The 19,166-nt window shown below is 30.8% G+C and carries 18 protein-coding genes; 11 read left to right on the top strand and 7 right to left on the bottom strand.

The genetic code is table 11. The annotated features are described in order from the left end of the window. Position 1 precedes the first annotated feature (1 nt). The 7 genes from yhbY (at position 2) to AB8B23_RS10375 (ending at position 8,894) form a co-directional block, all read left to right on the top strand. The gene (yhbY, locus tag AB8B23_RS10405; protein WP_369712680.1) at positions 2 to 337 is read left to right on the top strand and encodes a ribosome assembly RNA-binding protein YhbY; all 336 of its coding nucleotides are present in this window, start codon (positions 2 to 4) and stop codon (positions 335 to 337) included. Positions 338 to 362: 25 nt separating this feature from the next. Beyond that, the gene (locus tag AB8B23_RS10400; RefSeq protein ID WP_369712679.1) at positions 363 to 824 is read left to right on the top strand and encodes a divergent PAP2 family protein; all 462 of its coding nucleotides are present in this window, start codon (positions 363 to 365) and stop codon (positions 822 to 824) included. A gap of 239 nt (positions 825 to 1,063) precedes the next feature. Further along, positions 1,064 to 2,389, top strand: a complete 1,326-nt coding sequence (gene der / locus AB8B23_RS10395; RefSeq protein WP_369712678.1) for a ribosome biogenesis GTPase Der — start codon at positions 1,064 to 1,066, stop codon at positions 2,387 to 2,389. A 27-nt stretch (positions 2,390 to 2,416) separates the two neighbouring features. Next, positions 2,417 to 3,619: an AI-2E family transporter gene (locus tag AB8B23_RS10390; RefSeq protein WP_369712677.1), complete on the top strand. Its 1,203-nt coding sequence runs from the start codon at positions 2,417 to 2,419 to the stop codon at positions 3,617 to 3,619. A 30-nt stretch (positions 3,620 to 3,649) separates the two neighbouring features. Next, entirely contained in the window at positions 3,650 to 4,135 is a 486-nt protein-coding gene (locus AB8B23_RS10385; protein ID WP_039901114.1) for a MarR family winged helix-turn-helix transcriptional regulator, read from the top strand. Positions 4,136 to 4,311: 176 nt separating this feature from the next. Further along, a complete protein-coding gene (locus AB8B23_RS10380; protein WP_369712676.1) occupies positions 4,312 to 7,992 on the top strand; it encodes an LPS-assembly protein LptD in 3,681 nt (1,226 codons plus the stop codon). Positions 7,993 to 8,135: 143 nt separating this feature from the next. Next, entirely contained in the window at positions 8,136 to 8,894 is a 759-nt protein-coding gene (locus AB8B23_RS10375) for a copper homeostasis protein CutC (protein ID WP_369712675.1), read from the top strand. 102 nt (positions 8,895 to 8,996) lie between these two features. Here AB8B23_RS10375 and AB8B23_RS10370 read toward each other — a convergent pair whose 3' ends face one another. The 7 genes from AB8B23_RS10370 to AB8B23_RS10340 form a co-directional block, all read right to left on the bottom strand. Then, positions 8,997 to 9,767 (bottom strand): DeoR/GlpR family DNA-binding transcription regulator, encoded by a 771-nt coding sequence (locus tag AB8B23_RS10370; RefSeq protein ID WP_369712674.1) that lies wholly within the window; start codon positions 9,765 to 9,767, stop codon positions 8,997 to 8,999. A 144-nt stretch (positions 9,768 to 9,911) separates the two neighbouring features. Next, a complete protein-coding gene (locus AB8B23_RS10365) occupies positions 9,912 to 11,147 on the bottom strand; it encodes an aminopeptidase (RefSeq protein ID WP_021743670.1) in 1,236 nt (411 codons plus the stop codon). A 27-nt stretch (positions 11,148 to 11,174) separates the two neighbouring features. Then, positions 11,175 to 11,777, bottom strand: coding sequence for a hypothetical protein (locus tag AB8B23_RS10360; RefSeq protein WP_021743669.1), 603 nt, complete (start codon positions 11,775 to 11,777; stop codon positions 11,175 to 11,177). A 76-nt stretch (positions 11,778 to 11,853) separates the two neighbouring features. After that, complete coding sequence (locus AB8B23_RS10355) at positions 11,854 to 12,456, bottom strand: hypothetical protein (protein WP_369712673.1); 603 nt, start codon at positions 12,454 to 12,456, stop codon at positions 11,854 to 11,856. Between the two features lie 76 nt (positions 12,457 to 12,532). Beyond that, on the bottom strand, positions 12,533 to 13,144 hold the full coding sequence (locus tag AB8B23_RS10350) for a hypothetical protein (RefSeq protein ID WP_369712672.1): 612 nt from the start codon (positions 13,142 to 13,144) through the stop codon (positions 12,533 to 12,535). Positions 13,145 to 13,279: 135 nt separating this feature from the next. Next, complete coding sequence (gene galE, locus AB8B23_RS10345) at positions 13,280 to 14,305, bottom strand: UDP-glucose 4-epimerase GalE (RefSeq protein WP_369712671.1); 1,026 nt, start codon at positions 14,303 to 14,305, stop codon at positions 13,280 to 13,282. Positions 14,306 to 14,369: 64 nt separating this feature from the next. Further along, on the bottom strand, positions 14,370 to 14,687 hold the full coding sequence (locus AB8B23_RS10340; RefSeq protein ID WP_369712670.1) for a thioredoxin family protein: 318 nt from the start codon (positions 14,685 to 14,687) through the stop codon (positions 14,370 to 14,372). Positions 14,688 to 14,944: 257 nt separating this feature from the next. On the opposite strand from AB8B23_RS10340, the gene AB8B23_RS10335 reads away from it, so the two are divergent. The 4 genes from AB8B23_RS10335 (at position 14,945) to AB8B23_RS10320 (ending at position 18,831) form a co-directional block, all read left to right on the top strand. Further along, positions 14,945 to 15,412 (top strand): hypothetical protein, encoded by a 468-nt coding sequence (locus AB8B23_RS10335; protein ID WP_369712668.1) that lies wholly within the window; start codon positions 14,945 to 14,947, stop codon positions 15,410 to 15,412. 56 nt (positions 15,413 to 15,468) lie between these two features. Then, positions 15,469 to 16,608, top strand: a complete 1,140-nt coding sequence (locus tag AB8B23_RS10330) for a nitronate monooxygenase (RefSeq protein WP_021743662.1) — start codon at positions 15,469 to 15,471, stop codon at positions 16,606 to 16,608. Between the two features lie 311 nt (positions 16,609 to 16,919). Then, a complete protein-coding gene (locus AB8B23_RS10325) occupies positions 16,920 to 18,536 on the top strand; it encodes an RnfABCDGE type electron transport complex subunit D (RefSeq protein WP_369712667.1) in 1,617 nt (538 codons plus the stop codon). Between the two features lie 106 nt (positions 18,537 to 18,642). Beyond that, positions 18,643 to 18,831: a hypothetical protein gene (locus tag AB8B23_RS10320; RefSeq protein WP_369712666.1), complete on the top strand. Its 189-nt coding sequence runs from the start codon at positions 18,643 to 18,645 to the stop codon at positions 18,829 to 18,831. Positions 18,832 to 19,166 lie beyond the last annotated feature (335 nt).

The following is a 19,166-nucleotide window of genomic DNA, read 5'->3' as shown; positions in this document are numbered from 1 at the left end:
AATGATACAGCTTTCAAGTAAAGAGAGAGCTTTTTTAAAGAAATTGGCACATAACTTGGATCCAATTGTAAGAATTGGAAAGGATGGAATTGATGAAAATGTACTAAAGTCAATTGCAGAAGTTGTGAAAAAAAGAGAATTGATAAAAGTAAAAATATTGCAAAATTCATCGATTGAATTTGACAGGGAAATGGGAGATGAAATTGCTCAGAAAACAAAATCAGTTTTTGTAGATAAAATAGGAAAAGTACTGATATTTTTTAAGCCTAAAAATAAAAAGGATGCAAAAGTTACTCCTGAATTTAATGAGTTTAAAAAAAATAAGACTAAAAAATAGAAAGAAAACAGAGAGGAAAAAATAAATGAGTGGAGGAATACTGTTTGGAAATAGGCTTCTTGATGTTGCGGCGATTTCATGCTTTTCGGCACAGTTCTATAAAGTTTTTTTTCCTGTGTTCAAGGGACAGAAACCACAATGGACAAGGCTTATCCAGACTGGTGGTATGCCGAGTTCTCATGCTTCAACAGTTGTTTCTCTTGTAACAGGTGTATCTTTACTAAAGGGACTTAATTCCATTGAATTTGCAATTTCCATGGTATTTGCTGGAATTGTCCTGTATGATGCGACAGGAGTACGTCAGCAAGCTGGAAAACATGCGAAAGCTTTGAATACACTTATAGAAGCAATTGAACATCACGAAGGAATAGAAATAATCAATGAAAAATTTAAGGAGTTGCTGGGACATACTCCAATAGAAGTATTTTGGGGAAGTGTACTAGGAGTTGTCGTAGGACTTTTATTTAAGGGCTATATATTGGGCTAAATATTTTTAATGTAAAAATCACAGTTATTAAGTTAGCTGTGATTTTTTATAAGTTTTAAAGGATTTTAGCTAAAAAGACTAATAAAAATACAAAAAATATGATAAAATATATTGTATATTCAAATTTTTCTAAAATTATTTGAATATATTTGAGAGGAGATTGATAAAAGTTAGGAAAATTAAATAAAATTGAATTAATAATTTAAAGGGAAAAAATAAATAGAAAATTGGAGGAAAATATGAAACATACAGTAGCGATTGTTGGTAGACCTAATGTGGGGAAATCAACGTTATTTAATAAGCTGGTAGGTGACAGGCTGTCTATCGTGAAGGATGAGCCAGGAGTTACTAGAGACAGGCTTTATCGTGAGATGGAGTGGAGCGGAAAAGAGTTCATCTTGGTAGATACTGGAGGGCTTGAGCCACGTACAGAAGACTTTATGATGGGGAAAATTAAGCAGCAGGCACAGGTTGCAATTGACGAGGCGGATGTAATTATATTTCTGGTAGATGGAAAAGCTGGGATTACTGGGCTTGACGAGGATGTGGCAACTGTGCTTAGAAGGCAGGATAAAAAGGTTGTTGTAGCTGTAAACAAGATTGACAATTATATGCGTGACCAGGAAAATATTTTTGAATTTTATGGACTAGGATTTGAAGAAGTTATTGGAATTTCTGGGGAGCATAAGACTAATTTGGGAGATTTGCTTGATGCTGTAATTAATAAATTTGAGAATAAGAAAATAAAAAGGACAGAAGAAGGACTTAATATTGCAATTCTTGGAAGACCAAATGCTGGAAAATCTTCACTTGTAAATAAGCTTTTAAATGAAGAACGTTCGATTGTAAGTGATATTGCCGGAACGACTAGAGATTCGATTGACTCGAGTTTGAGATATAACGGAGAAACTTATACATTAATTGATACAGCGGGAATCCGTAGAAAATCCAAAGTGGAAGATGACATTGAATATTACAGTGTGTTACGTGCAATAAAAGCTATAAAAAGGGCAGATGTGTGTGTGTTGATGCTAGATGCAACAGAACTTTTGACAGATCAGGATAAAAGAATTGCAGGGATGATCTATGAGGAGAGAAAGCCGATTATTATTGCAGTAAACAAATGGGATTTGATTGAAAAGGATAACAACAGTGTGAAGGAATTTACGGCTTTGATAAAAGCAGACTTAGCATTTTTAGATTATGCTCCAATTGTTACAATTTCGGCATTGACTGGGAAAAGGACGTTGAATATACTAGAACAGGCTAAATTTATCAATGAAGAATACCATAAAAAGATATCAACTGGACTATTGAATCAGATCTTGGCAGAAATGATAGCACAGAATCCAGTACCTACAAGAAAAGGGCGGGCAGTAAAAATAAATTATGCGACACAGGTAAGTCAGGCACCGCCAAAATTTGCATTTTTTGCGAACAATCCAGAATTAATACATTTTTCTTATCAAAGATATATTGAGAATAAATTAAGAGAATATTTTGGATTTGAAGGGTGTCCGATTGATATTGTGTTTAATAAGAAAAGTGACAAGTCCTTTGGATAAATATTAACGAATAGAAAGGAAGAACAAATGAAGTTTTATGATGAAGAAAAATTATTAAAACTAAGAAATGTACTAATTGTTGTGGTTTTATCACTTTGGGCACTTTTATTGTTTTTTAAGGTTTATGATAATTTTGCAAAATCAATACGAATGGTTACAAGTACCATTTTTCCCTTTATTTTGTCGTTTGTAATAGTGTACTGTCTAATGCCTTTTATTGATATGATTAGTAAAAAAGATAAAAATGAAAATTTTATAAAGAATAGTAAACTGGATGAGCTCGAAAAAATTGAAAAAATGGGTGTGGACAATGAAGAAAGAAGTAAAAAAATGAAATTGTTCAATGAACTTTCCAGTAAAAATAAAAAAGAAAAATACAAGTTAAATCGAACTACTGCGATTTTAATAGTATTATCAGTATTTTTTATAGTTTTTCTTTATATAGTTTTGACGATTGTGCCAATAATTACAAAACAAATATCAAGTCTTATAGACTTTTTATTAAAAAATCAGGAAAAACTGCAAAACAACTTTTTTGGTTTTCTTGAAAGCAATAATATTGATTTACGAAGTTCGCTTATGAGTTCTAAGGATGCAATTGTATCTAATGCCATAACAGTTGTAAGCTCAAGCTTTTCGTTGATAAGCAGTACATTTAGTTTATTATTTATGACGCCTATTTTTACTATAATGCTGATTTTCAGCTATGATAATATTGAAAATGGGGTAAAACGAATTTTACGTAATATGAACAGGGAGGACATGATAGTCCTTATAAAGCATATGGATGAAACTATTGGAAAATACATTCTTGTAACGGCACTTGACAGTATGATAGTCGGAGTTGTGTCATTTGTTATATTTTACTTTCTAAAAATGGATTATAGTATGCTTTTTTCGATAATTGTAGGGTTTGGAAATGTAATACCGTTTATTGGACCGTTTATTGGGCTTATTCCAGCAATATTGTATGCTTTTACAAAGTCGTTTAAGCTGGTAATTCTGATAGTAGTACTAATTACGATTGTTCAGACAATAGAGGCGAATATAGTAAAACCCTGGCTGACAGGAAAATCTGTAAAAATGCACCCAATTACGACACTTTTGGTAGTTCTTATTGGAGGAGCGTTATTTGGGATCGGGGGAGCATTCATTGCTATTCCTGTGTATATCATAGTTAAATTGACATGGCTATTCTATTGGGAAAAATATATGGAAAAAAACAAATAAAAAAGTAAAAATAAGGATGTGATTATGTTTATGATTAACAATGGAAAGATGGAAATTCAAAAATGTATTTATTTTACAATTTCAAAAATGTTTAGAATGGTAAACAAAATAGCGGAAGAATCATTCGAAAAATTGGATATTTATCCAACACATGGCTTTCTTATGATTATTTTGAAAGAAGAGGAAAATGGACTTACAGTAAATCAAATTTCAGAAGCACTTGCCATAGCACCTTCAACAGTTACAAGATTTGTTGACAAGCTTGTTTCAAAAGGATATGTAGAAAGAAAAAAATCTGGAAAGAATTCATTTACAAAAATAACGGAAGAAGGACTTAAAATAATGCCTAATATTTACAAAGCATGGCACGGAATTTCGGAAAAAATAGAAGAAGTTGTTGGAAATGAAGAATATTTGAGAAAAAAAGGGGAAGATTTCAAGGAATTTGCAGATATATTAGGTAAAGACAAGAAATATGACAAGATAAGCGAAGATTTTGATTTTTGGATTATTTAATTACATGTATTTAAAGCTTTGCAAAACAATCATAACTTTTGTATTTAGTGAGTAGTTTTGTTTAAAATTACTAAAAAACTAATGGATGTGATACTTTCCTAAAATAAATTGTTATAAGAATAAAAGTGTGATATAATTTAGCAAGCAATAATTAAATATAAAAGGTTGTTGAAAAAATGAAAAAAATGAGATATAAAAGATTGTTTATTTTGCTGTTTTGTATAATACTTCTCGGAAGACTGGATGCTGCAGGAGAAGTAATAGAACTGGAAACACAAAAATCTACAATAAATCTGGAAACAGAAGAAATAAATACCGAAGGTAATGTTACCGTAAAATATGGAGATTTTACAATAAATGCAGATAGACTGAAAAAGATTGCTAACAAAAATATTCTCTCAGGATCTGGAAATGTTGAATTTACTCAAGGTTCTCAAATTATAAAAGCTGATAACCTTATTTTTGATATGGATACAAAATTAGCTAAGATATTTAATTCAGAAAGTTATGATGCTAAGCTAAAATTACGTTATGGTGGCGAGGAGACTCTAGCTGAGGGAAATAAGGCAGTTTTTATAAAAAATGGATGGTTTACAACGAGTCCATACGAAAATCCAAGTTACAAGATAAATGCAGAAGAGCTGGAAATATATCCCAACAGAAAGGCTATTGCGAGAAATATTGGAATCTTCGCAGGAGGAAAGACATGGCTTAAGCTACCATATTATGTGACGTCCCTAAAACCTTCTACTCAAAGAGCAACATTATTTCCATATATTGGAATGGACAGTGATAGGGGCTTTTTTGGAATAATGGGATTTGATTATGATTTAGGTCCGCTTGCACAGGGATTTGTGGACTTTGAGCTAAGTACGAAGCAGAAATTGGCAATAAAATTTTCAAACGACTATGCCTTTTGGGGAAATAATTCAGGAAATATATTTATAAACAGATTCGTTGTTCCAATTGGAAATCATCATAAGGAATGGGATTTTAAATGGAATCACAAGGTAAAAAATACTCCTAAAAAAGAAAAAGAAGACAGGAAATTTTATGACGTAGGATACGGAATATGGGATTTAAACTATCAAAATATTACAACAAACTTGATGTATGCTGTTAATGGAAACGATCTGAAGGATGACTATACTGAATTTGTAGATAAGTACAAACAAATTGGATTCTGGAATCTGAATATCAATCAGGAGCTCGGGCAGAATGGGGAATTGAATGCGAAATATTACTGGACGCAGGACAAGCATGCGCTTAAAGCGTTGACCGAAATAAATGATCAAATTATGGATGCTGACAATTTAGATCCGCGTAGAACAGATGTTGATTTATATAAAAGTATAAAATATACAAATGGAAACAATAATGTTGCGATAACAGTTGATAATGAAGATTTTCGGGATATTAACCCAGGATATGTGGGAGATTTAAATTCATATAGAAAAAAACGTAACTATGAAATTGATTTTAGAGGACCGAAAATAAAATTTGATTATTTTGATTCTGACAAGGACGAATATGGAGAGTTACTTGGAATGCGTGATCGTGGTGATGATAAAACGATTCACTGGGTTCAGAATGTCGCGTATGACAAAAGAGAAGAGTGGGGACTAACTTTTGGAAATTACTATCCATTCAGAGAAAGTGATTTTTTTGGCTATCAGCCAAGAACAAGATATCAGAATCTGACAAATACTTTGTATTTTGGGGTACAAGTAAAGAAAGTTGATATAAGAAAAAAAGAATACGAGTATGACTATACTAGAGATAACGAAAATTACAACACTTTATTCTTGAATCCGTTAACTACTGATGAGAGCAGAATATACAAAGTTTATCAAGACAATGAAACAATTCGCCGTCCAAAGAAAATTATCTATGAAAAATACAGGCTTCAAAAGTTTAATGTGGGGAATGATAGGATTGATATTCCGTTTAAGAATTCATATATTGGATATAATATGGCATTTGAGAACAGGGATTATAGTAGCTTAGGGGTACCTGAATTTGTTAATGGACGGAAAGTGGAGGATCTAGATTCTCAGACAGGATACAGGGTAGCGAGGGATTCGAGCGGAGAAATCATAAGACAAAGTCCTTCAATAAGAATCTTTACGCTGGATACACGTCTATTTACAACATTTTTTGACAATACATCAAAGAAAAATAATAAATATGACGTAAAAGTTACAAATGATGCGACTGTTACATTTCAGAAAACAACAGCAGGAAGTGCAACATACAATGGATTTGATGTTGTAGAAGTGCCTACAAACGCATTAGGACTTAGAAATGACTTCAATTATCATATAGGAAATGTAACGTTTAATTATAACTTGACAATGAGAGATGATAGGCATTTTAAGGATAACTGGTTAAAAAATAGATATGTCAGAAATTACTTCAAGGCTGATATTGCAAATAAAAGATTTGTAAGCTTTGATTTTGCTAATAATGAAGAATATGAATTTGAAAACTTCAAGGCTATAAGGGATTTTAATAGAGAGATTCAATATGGGTATCTTTCAGATGCAGGAGATAACTTTCTTTATCGTTTTGAAGAAAAGAATAAACAATTATTCCCTCATAACACAAGTCTTGGATGGAATCAGAAAGTTTACAAGGAATCCATGAAGGAAAGAACATTTGGGATAAACTACAATGAATGGGGATTTGAATATACAAATCTCGTAAACAAAGCAAACGATATTTATGGAGATAATCCAAATTTTGGTTATCCTGCACTAAAATTGAAGACAAATTATCATAGATTGGGATTTGTTTATGATACATCAAAGATGAAGAATAAAAAATTTGAATCAGATCATTATTTTAGGATAAATTTTGGATTTGGTAAAAAGATATATAGAGACTTGAATAATACCCCGGTAAATATTATTGATGATAGATATATTCGTGGAAATGACTATACGACAATAGGATTTCTGTACAGATATGAAAATAATGCTCAACCGAAGTTTGCAGTAGATATAGAAAAAAAAGAAAAGACAAAGGAAAATAAAATTATAGAATCTGAAAATCATATTAAGGACATAAACTTAGTAAAAAATTCAAATACTCAAGAATTTTCTATTAATAATGCCAACAAATCTTCAATTGATAAAATAGTTGTCAATAGCGACGACAGACTTTTTCTTAGCAGAGAAGAAGAGGAAGCATATAAAAGTTATGTCGAAGAGGAAAATTATCGTCAAAACAAGTTCAGCCTGAATGATTTCAATACAAAATTACAGAATTTAAGAAGCCATAAAAAATATTTCCAAATTGGAATGGACATGCAAATAGATGGATCTGATGCGGCTAATCCAAGTGGAATGAAAGGATTTGACAAAGTTAATGACTTATCCTTCAAGATTGAGGCTGGATATTTGGAAAAAATGTTTATCAGATATGCCTTTATAATGGAAAGACCTGATAGAATATATAGAAATAATCCGACACGTAACAGCACATTTGATTTCAGAAAGCATGAACTTGAAGGAAAATATATGTTTTCAAGAGATCCTGACAAGCCTTGGTGGGTTGGTGGAAAACTTCAATATGTTCAGAATGGAGCACAAAAAGCTTCTGATCCTGAAATCTATGAAAGTTCGTGGTATGCTAAGAAAGTTAATAAGCTGACATTGGGAATGGCAACTTTAAGCCACCGTTTTGAAAATATCGAATGGGAAATTGGAGCAGGAATGAAATGGGATAAGCCAAATAACAAAAAGCTAGGCTATTATCCAGTAGTATCTCTTAAATTTGGAATAACACCATTCCCTGAAAAAAATGCACAGTTTAAATATTCTGGAAAAGGATTTGAATTTGGAGCAGGATTATAAAAAATATAATAATGGGATAGACATTAGAAGTACTGATAAACTGTATTTTCTAATGTTTTTTCATATATTGGACTGTTAAAATTAAAACTTGTAATTTGAGCAGAATAGTCAAACTATTAAATTTATTTAGGGAGATGGAAAAAATGAAAAAATATACTCTTGAAATATGTGTAGACAGTGTGAAATCAGCGATAAATGCCCAAAGAGGTGGAGCAACAAGACTAGAACTTTGCAGCAACTTAATAATAGGGGGAACTACTCCTACCAAAAGTTTATTTAAAGAAGTGAAAAAAAATGTAGATATTCCAATAAATGTATTAATACGTCCTAGATTTGGAGATTTTTTGTATTCAGACTATGATATAAATATTATAAGGAATGAAATAAAAATATTTAGAGAAGCGGGAGTTAATGGAATAGTTGTAGGAGTTTTAACTAAAGATGGAGAGATTGATGTGGATAATATGAAGAAATTTATAGATGAGGCTCAGAATATTCCAATAACATTTCATAGGGCATTTGATGTGTGTAAAAATCCAATAAAAGCATTTCATCAGCTGCAGGAACTAAAAATTCAGAATATATTAACATCTGGACAGGCACAAAATTGCCTAAAAGGTAAAAAATTGCTAAAAGAACTGGTTGATCTTTCAAATAAGAATAATGAAAAAACGAGAATACTTGTTGGGGCAGGACTAAATATTGAAAATATTGAGGAAATAGCGGATTTTACAGGTGCAGTTAATTTTCATTTTTCTGCAAAAAAAATTAAGCAAAGTAAAATGAAATATAGAAAACAGAATGTAAATATGGGATTAAAAGAATTTGATGAGTTTGAAATTTTGGAAACAGATGATAAGTTGGTAAGAAAAATGACTGATTATTTGCAGAAAAGATTTTGAAAATATTAAAAAAAGCCAGATTATCAAGTTTGGCTTTTTTAATATATAAAAATTTATAGTATATAGAGGTTCTAAGCTAGATACAATGGAGCTTAGTATAAATTATAAAATTTTTACTTCAAATTCATTAAATGATTTTTTGTAATTTTCTAAAAAATCTTTTTTGTCTTTTTCACAAATAAACACATCAAAATTTGATAAATTACTAAATTTATAATTTCCCAAAATTCCTAATTTTCGGTATTCAGTTGCAAGAAAAATCTTTTTGGAGATATTCATTATTTCTTTTTTTGTATTTCCATCGTTTGCTTCAAAATTCATTACTTTTCCAGCTTCCAGATCGATTCCGGCACTTCCGATGAAAGATTTGTCAACATTGTATTTTTTTATGTAATCAATCGCTTCGATCCCCACATTTCCACCGATTTCCTTATTATACTCCCCACCAATCATAATAATATCTATTTTTGAATTTTTATTAAAATGAGTAGTAATGCTGGGCATATTCGTTATTAAGGTCATTTCCTTTGAGGAATTTGCAAGATATTCGGCGGCGATGTAATTTATACTTGTAATATCAAAAAATACAGTTTCCCCATCTGTAATATTGTCAATGATTTTTCTGGCAATAATTTCCTTATTTGTTGTTCTATTAATAATTCTTTCCTCAAGGGTACTTGTGTGAACTAATTCCTGTAGCAGAATTGCTCCTCCATGAGTTCTTTTGAGCTTGCCTTCTTGTTCCAATCTTTTCAGATTTTTCCTTATAATAACTTCTGAAACATTGAATTTCTTGGCTAAGTCAGTAACTTTTACTTTTTTCTCATTTTTTAAAATTTCCAGTATTTTTTCTAGTCTTTCATCTAAAAACATGCTAAATCTCCAATGCTTTTTTATAATTACTTAAATTATATCAAAATTCATTTAATATTTCAAAGTTTTATAAAAAGTTGAAGCGTACCTAAAATTCTGGATAAATAGTTTAAGGCAGTTAATTTCATTAATTTTAAATGATTTTTAAAATGCCCAATTCCCTTTTCTAAATACAGGAACTCTTGTCCCATCTTCCAAAATTCCATCAATATCCATTTCCGCATCACCAATCATAAAGTCAACGTGGGAAATAGACTGATTAATGTGAGCTTTTTCAAGTTCTTCTTCAGTCATTTTTGTACCATCTTTTAGAGTAGTTGGGTATGCTGCACCCAATGCCAGATGGTTTGAGGCGTTTTCATCAAATAATGTCTGGTAATAAAGAAGCCCAGAGTTAGAAATAGGGGAATCATTCGGCACAAGGGCAACTTCTCCAATTCTTCTCGAACCTTCATCAGTATCAAGCAGCTGCTTCAAAATCTCATATCCTTGCTCCGCTTCAAAATCCACAACTTTTCCATCTTTAAAAGTTAATTTAAAGTTATCAATGATATTCCCTTGATAAGAAAGTGGCTTTTTATTTGAAACATAACCATCTACACGGTCTCTATCTCCAGCTGTAAATACTTCTTCTGTCGGCATATTTGGCAAGAAATCCGCCCCTTTCGCATTTTTACTTCCAGCTGCTACCCAAATGTGATTTTTAGGAAGTCCTACTGTCAAGTCAGTACCTTTTGAAGTATAATGAAGTGCTATAAAGTTTTTATTGTTTAAAAATTCAGCTTTTTCAGTCAAATTTTGTCTATGTTCTTCCCAAGCCTTAACCGGATCAGTTTTATCAACTCTTACAGTCTTTAATATTGCATCAAGCAGTTTTTCCTGTGCAATGTCAGTATTTGCTTCATCTGGGAATACAAGTTTTGCCCAGTCTGCTGAAGGATAGCTAGCAATTGTCCATGAATTTATATCTGTCATAATGCATGTTCTGTAATGTTTATAGGCTTCTCCAGCATTTTTTGTCAATGCTCCCAGCTTTTCAGCATCAATTCCAGCAAATAAATTTGGAGAACTGCTTAAAATGTGGATAAATACGACATTATTGTCAAGATAATCATTTCTTTCGTCAATTGCCCATTGTGGAATGTGTGAATAGACTTCTTTTGATTGATATTCAGCATGAAGTCTTGATAATTTATCATCTGTCAATTTAACATGAACATCACTTGCTCCCACTTGATAAGCTAATTCTGTAACCTTATAGACTAACGGTAAAGCATCAGTTGTACAGTTTACCCAGACTTTCTGCCCTTTCTGTACATTTGCTCCAATTTTTACAATTACTTCTGCATATTTACTTAATTTTTCTTCAAAGTTGTTCATTTAATTTTTCCTTTCAAATTAAAATTTTTAATCTTTATAATTAGGTTGATATCCGAATTCTAGCGAAACTACACTATCTGAGAATTTATCATTATATCTTTTAGTAGGGCTAGAATATTGCCTTTTAAGTCTTGGTGTTACAATACCATTTATTCCGAACGAAAATTTATTTTTTTGAACACCAATACCAATAGCTCCATATCCATTTAATGGCATAGCTTTTATTTTTCCGCTACCACCATTTTTATCAGTCCATTTTACACTCCCATTTGCAACTGATAAACCAAATGAAAATTTAGTATAGATTCCATTGTCTGTTCCTGTTCCCACCATAAAATAAATTGGAACTGAAAACAAATTTCCTGAATTATTATTTATATCTTTTCCTTTAACTTTCAAAGAATTATACATTACTCCCATTCCTAAACCCATTATAGCATTATCATCAATACCAGCTTTTCCTTCAAATGAAATTTTAACTCCACTTCCTGTAACACCTTTAACAGGACTATTTTTGTCATTATTGTTTTTTTGTTTACCATAAATAGGGCTTACAACAATTTCTTCTCTTTCTCCGTATGCCATTGCAAGCGGCGTTAATAACATAAACATTAAAAATAATTTTTTCATTCTAAATTCTCCTTATTGCATAAATATTTAATTTTTGAAAATTTTTACTTTTGTAATTTTATTAAAGAATTTTTTATTATTCATATCTAGGAGCATAACCAAATTCTAGTGAAATCAGACCGTCTGAAAATTTATCTCTGTAGTTTTTAGTAGGACTTGAATAGCTTCTTTTAAGTTTTGGTGTTGAAGCAACGCTTATTCCAGCTGAGAATCTATTTTTTTGAACACCGATACTAATAGCACCATATCCGCTAACTGGAGCGGCTTTTATTTCTCCGTGACCACCGTTTTTATCAGTCCATTTTACGTTTCCGCTTGAAAGTGATAAACCAAATGAACCTTTAGTATAAATTCCATTGTCTAATCCTGATCCTAGTGTCAAATAAATTGGAACGGAAACTAAATTTCCTGAACCGCTATTTATACCATCTCCTTTGACTTTTAAAGCATTGTATACTATCCCTGCTCCAATTCCTGCTCCAGAATCATCAACAAATGGCTGTCTTCTTTCAAATGAAATTTTAACTCCACTTCCTATTACATTTTTTACTTCTTGATTAATATCATTTTTTTTCTGTCCTCTATAACTCCCATAACTAGGACTTATAAAAATTTCTGCTCTTTCATCTGCTATTGCAAGCGGCGTTAATAACATAAACATTAAAAATAATTTTTTCATGTTAAATTCTCCTTATTGTATAAATATTTAATTTTTGAAAATTTTTACTTTTGTAATTTTATTAAAAACTTTTTTATTATTCGTATTTAAGAGCATATCCAAAATCTAGTGATATTGAAGCTCCACTTAATATAATGTTATCTCTGTAATGTTTAGTAGGGCTGGAGTATGTTCTTTTTGCTTTTGTTGATGTGCTGGCACTTACTCCTATTGAAAATCTGTCTTTTCTGACTCCAATACCGAAAGCAGCATATCCAGTTAATGGTCTAGCCTTTATTTTTCCAGAACCTCCGTTATTATCAGTCCATTTTACACTTCCGTTTCTAACTGCAAAGCCAGCTGAAAGTTTTGTATATATTCCATTATCTGTTCCTGTTCCAAATATCAAATAAAGTGGGATTGAAACTAAATTTCCTGAATTACTTTTTACACCATTTCCTTTAACTTTCAAAGAATTATATGAAACTCCTATTCCTGCCCCTACTACAGCTTCACTTCCATCACCAAATGAAGCTATTGTTTCTTTTGAAAGTTTAACACCGCTTCCAAGTGCATATTTTCCAACTTTAGAGCCATTTTCCTTTCTTTGAGTAACATAAGTTGGACTTACAACAATTTCAGATCTATATCCATATGTCGCCATTGCAAGTGGCGTTGATAGCATAAACATTAAAAATAATTTTTTCATAAAAAATCCTCCTTGTATAATATTTTTTATTTATTATCGTTATAAAACTGTAAATCATTATATTTTTTACTTTTAAAAATAGTTAACTTGAAATTAGAATTATTATTTTTTAATTTTTTAGCCCTTTATAAAAAATTAATTCTTAAATCCATTTGGATTTTTTTTCTGCCAGTTCCAAGAATCTCTACACATATCTTCGATAGTGTATTTTGCTTCCCAGTTTAATAATTTTTTGGCTTTTGAGGCATCAGCATAACAAACAGCAATATCTCCTGCTCTCCGTGCATCAATTATATAAGGAATTTCTTTTCCAACAGCTTTTTCAAAATTATGTAAGATTTCAAGGACGCTATACCCTTTTTCACTTCCTAAATTTATCGCCTCAAAACCAAGATTTTTGTTATTAAATAAATAATTTAATGCTGCTGAATGTCCTGCTGCCAAATCGTTTACATGAATGAAATCTCTTATACAAGTTCCGTCAGTAGTGTTGTAATCATTTCCAAAAATATGTAATTTTTCCAATTTTCCAACTGCAACTTGAGTTATATAAGGGGAAAGATTATTTGGAATTCCATTTGGGTCTTCTCCAATTCTTCCGCTTTCGTGAGCCCCTAATGGATTAAAATATCTAAGTGCAATAATGTTCCAAGTCTTATCAGATTTTGCTAAATCCATTAAAATATTCTCGATAATTACTTTTGTACGTCCATAAGGATTTGTAACTTCTCCCATTGGATCTGTTTCCACGAAAGGAACTTTATCAGAAATTCCGTAAACCGTAGCCGAAGAACTGAATACAATATTTTTTACATTAAATTCTTTCATCATTTCAAGCAAAGTAATCATACCAAATAAATTATTTTCATAGTACATAAGTGGTTTTTCCACAGATTCTCCAACAGCCTTGAATCCAGCAAAATTAATTACAGCATCAATTTTATTTTCACTGAATATTTTTCGTAAACCTTCTTTATTTTTCACATCGAGTTCATAAAAAGATATTTTTGTTCCAGAAAGGTCTTCTAAAATTGTAATAACTTTTTTGTTTGAGTTGCTAAAATCATCTACTATTATTGGATTAAATCCTTTCTTTATTAAATCTAAAACTGTGTGAGAACCTATATATCCAGCTCCTCCTGGAACCAAAATTGTTTTCATAAAAATATCACTTCCTCCTAAAATTTTTTATTTCCATATTTAAACAAATTTTAAAATTATTAAATTAATTATGTAAATTAATTTTTCCCATAATTTCATCAAAAGTTTGAAATCCGTTTAAAGTTTCTAGAATTTTTCCATTTTTAAAAAGTATAAGCATAGGAAGTCCTCTTATCTTAAATTTAGCTCCAAACTCAGGATAATCGTCAATGTCAACTCTTACAATCTTACACTCTGAACTATCAGCTACTTCAGTAAGAACTTTTTCAAGCATTTGACAAGGTCCACACCAGATAGCATAAAAATCAACAAGTGTAAGCCCAGTTTGAGAAATTGTTTCATTATCAAAGTTTTCACCAGCATAATTAATGATTTTACTCATATTTTCACCTCATATTTTTATAAAGTTATATTTTCCGTTATTATACCAATTTTAATCAATTTGTGCAATTTTATTTTTTTATCAGAAAAAATTGATTTTTATTGCTTGGCAAGGTATAATTATAATGGTAAAATTAAGAAAGATAGAAAAATTTTTTATCAATAAAAATATTTTGATAATCAAAATAAAAATATTTAATTGTAAAAAGTGGAAAAACATTATATAATTAAATAAAAATAAATAATAAGGGAGGTTTTATGTTTGAAAAATTTCGGCTGAAAAAGTTATCAAAAGTTGTACAGTCGGTTATATCGAATCTTTTTGAACAGCTTGGAAAAAAAGGCCGTTTTGACACTTTTTCTAAAATAAATTTTTTAAATATTGAAAATGTCGCTTTATTATACAAAAAAAATAAAAATATTATAATAGGAAAAAGTGATGAATTTCTTAAGTTGCTAGATAAATATATTTCACATTCAGGTATAGACTTATCCTTTTTAGAAAACGTTGATTTAAAGAAGCTCATAGAAAATTTTGAACGACTTTGTGCCAATGGATATATAAATTTTATTGAAAATGATATAAGAAAAAAAATAATTGAAAAAATTACAAAATTAATAGATATTTTACCAAAGATACATTTTTGCAGTATTATATTAAATTATACTTCGATAAGTAAAAATATCAAGATTAGTAGAGCTCCACCATATAATTTTTACAAGTAATCATATAGTAATTATTTATAAAAAATTATAAATTGGAGGAAATCAAATTGAATGAAATGACAGAAATTAAAAAGGAAAATGTTGAAAACTCGAATGGAAAAAAGAAAATAGAACTGAAAGGAATAAAAATAGGAAAGTATTTTATTGAAAAACCAATAGTTCAAGGTGGAATGGGTGTTGGAATCAGCTGGGATCAGCTTGCTGGAAACGTTGCTAAAAATGGATGTCTTGGAACAATAAGTGCCATCTGTACTGGATACTATCAAAATATGAGATTTGTTAAAAAAGCAGTAAATGGACGTCCTCTTGGAACAGAAAATGCCTATAACCGTGAAGCACTTTTTGAAATTTTTAAAAATGCAAGAAAAATTTGTGGAGATAAACCACTTGCCTGCAATGTTCTTCATGCAATAAATGATTATGAAAGAGTTGTAAGGGATGCTCTTGATGCAGGAGCAAATATCATTGTTACAGGAGCTGGGCTTCCACTAGAGCTTCCAAGATTGGTAAAAGATTTTCCAGATGTGGAAATTGTGCCAATAGTTTCATCAGCTAGAGCATTGAAAATAATTTGCAGAAAATGGAAAGCAGCTGGTAAAATGCCGGGAGCAGTAATTGTGGAAGGTCCAAAAAGTGGTGGACATCAAGGTGCAAAATATGAAGAATTATTCGCACCTGAACATCAGCTAGAAGCAATCTTGCCACCTATAAAAGAGGAACGTGACAAATGGGGAGATTTCCCAATCATTGCAGCAGGTGGAATATGGGACAATAACGATATAAAAAACATTATGGCTCTTGGAGCAGATGCCGTTCAAATGGGAACAAGATTTATCGGTACTTATGAATGTGATGCAAGTGACGTACTAAAACAGGTACTTCTTGACGCAAAGGAAGAGGATATTGTAATTGTCGGATCTCCAGTAGGTTATCCAGGACGTGCAATAAAAACAAATTTAATAGAAACATTGGAGCCTAATACCAAAAAGATTAAATGTATAAGCAACTGCGTATTTCCTTGTGAGCGTGGAAAAGGTGCAAACAGAGTTGGATACTGTATTGCTGACAGCTTAGGTGATGCTTATTTAGGTAGACTTCAAAGCGGATTATTCTTTTCAGGTGCTAACGGATGGAGATTGAAGGAAATAGTACATGTAAAAGATCTGATAGATGAGCTTATGACAGAAATTGATTAAAGGCATAGTAAAAATCAGGAACAAGGGGCAAATATAGAGAAATCCCCTTGTTTTCTACTTAAATTTTATTATAAACAGTAGTCATAGATTTTAAGTTTTATTTTTAAAAATTTTTACTATGGTTCTACTATATTTGAGTTTTGCAGAAAAACTTGTGATTATTGAATCTGCTTTATTTTTTACTGGAAGATTGAAATATGGCGGTACAGACAGTCATAAAACAAAATTAAAAAACAGAGAATACAGAGAAAAATGACCAGAAATATAAGTATAAAAAGGCAGTTCTTGTGGAAATGGAGGAGAAGTAGGTAATGGCAGACGATAAATCTTTACTTGAGGATATACTGGATGTGAGAAAAAGAAGATTTAAAGATGCACTTTTTGATAATAATGATTCACAAAATTCTAAAAATAATTTTGTGAGTAAAAATAAAAATAAAATAGACATGGATGATAAGTATATGGATTTAAAAAATAAAAAAGTAAATGAAAATAATGAAATAACAAAAACTAATAGCGGAAAAATAATAAAACTGGAAAAGGTAAGAGAACAGAGAGCTAAAAGAAAAAGACTTGAAAAAGACTTTATACAGCCAAAAAAATCAGAAAATATAAATGAGAATAATCAAAAGGCTGAAAAATTGAAAAAAGTTGAAAAAATACAAGAAAAGACAGTAAAACCAACTAATCAAAATGAAAAAGTAGATTTAATCAAAAATTCTGATAAATCAGTGAAAACAGCTATAAAAGCTACAGAAATGGTAAATACAGCCAAAAAAGAGAAGTTGAACGAGAAAACGAATAAAATAATAAAAGAAGACTTAAAAAATCAAAAGAATAAAGATATATTATTTACATCTCATATTAATTCCGAAACTGATATAAGAAATATTATGAAAGATGTGATTATATCTCTTATTCCTGCTATTATTGCAGCAACTTTAGTATACGGGACAAAAGCTCTTCTAGTAATAGTAACTTCAGTTTTCTCGGCAGTAGTAACAGAGAAACTATTTTCAAAAATCTTTCTGAATGATGGAAATTCTGTTCACAATTTATCAGCGATTATAACAGGGATTCTAATGGCATTTATATTAGCGCCACTTACTTCGTTGCCAGTCGTAGCTTTTGGAGGAAGTATGGCGATAATTTTTGGAAAGCTTATGTATGGTGGAATTGGAAGAAATATTTTTAATCCTGCAGCAATTGGACGCGAATTCATGACAGTATTTTTTCCTGTAACAATGTCTTCAGGAACAATTTGGTTTAGTCAGGAAGCCTTGAAATTATCGAAAGTAGATTTATTTGTGAAGTTTCAGAATACATCGTTTATGAGCTATCTTGATGGATTAATTTTGACTTCTTCAGGCTCGCTTGGTTCATATTCTGCATTTGCGTTGATTCTGGGAGGATTATATCTTCTGTTAAAAAATCGTATTTCATGGCATATTCCGGTAACTCTTTTTGTTACATCATTTATAGCCACAATATTCTTAAAGGACGGAATTTCTGTTTCTACAAGTGGTCTTCTGCTAATAGGAATTTTTATGGCAACTGATATGTCAACTAGTCCATCATTTAATGGTGGAAAAATTTATTATGGAATAATGCTGGGAATTATAATAGCTTTATTAACAGCATTCGGAGTAAAAAATGAGACATTGTCATATGTACTGATAATATTGAATCCATTTGCAAGAGCTATAGATAAGGTATTCCATCCAGCTGTATTGAAGGAAGGGATTACAAAACAGTCTGGAAAAGTAATGCTTCTTAGTTTTGGAATTATCTTACTTGCAGTAATATTTACTGCAATTCATAAAATAGGAGCTATTCCATATCTTGTTTACCTATATATTCTTGTATTAACATTAAGATTAATATTGATACCAAACCCCATTAAACTAACTGAAAATAATGAGGTATAATATAATAGGTGATAAAAATAGCAAAAGCATATGAAATAACAAAAAAATTTCAGACAAAATAAGAATAACGAGAAAAACGATAAAAAACAAAAATGAAGATTTAAGGATGCATACAGTAAAATTAAGAGGTCTGACCAAAAACAATAAGGAAATAGCTGAAATTTTAGACGTCCATTATAAAGTTGTGAACAGATGGATAAGCATATTTTTAAATCAGAGAATGCAAGGACTTGTGAACAGGCCAAAAGGTGAAAATCATAAAAATATGACATTTGAAGATGAAGCGAGTTTTTGAAGAATCCAGGTGCTGCTGGTAAAGCGACAAGTCCAGACTCAGCATTTCTTGCCATTATATTAAGAACAGACATATTTTAGTTATGTCCAACTGTAATACAGGTAACATTAGTATTTTTCTGAATTAACTATTTAAAAGTTGCAGTGAAGATGTCTGTGATAGAGTGGCACGGCATAAATCAAAAGATTTAAAGACGCCCAGAAACATTATAATAATACATATACAGCCACCTCATTGAATAATCTGGGGGAGAAGTCCGGCAACAGGATATTCAAGACATTAAATGCTATAGTTGACAAGTTATGTGATCTATAAATTTACTTACAGATGAACTG

The organism is Leptotrichia sp. HSP-342 (assembly GCF_041199995.1).
Classification (GTDB): Bacteria; Fusobacteriota; Fusobacteriia; order Fusobacteriales; family Leptotrichiaceae; genus Leptotrichia; species Leptotrichia mesophila.
The sequence above is the reverse complement of the archived record's forward strand: the minus strand, read 5'-3'. Positions and strand labels throughout refer to the sequence as shown.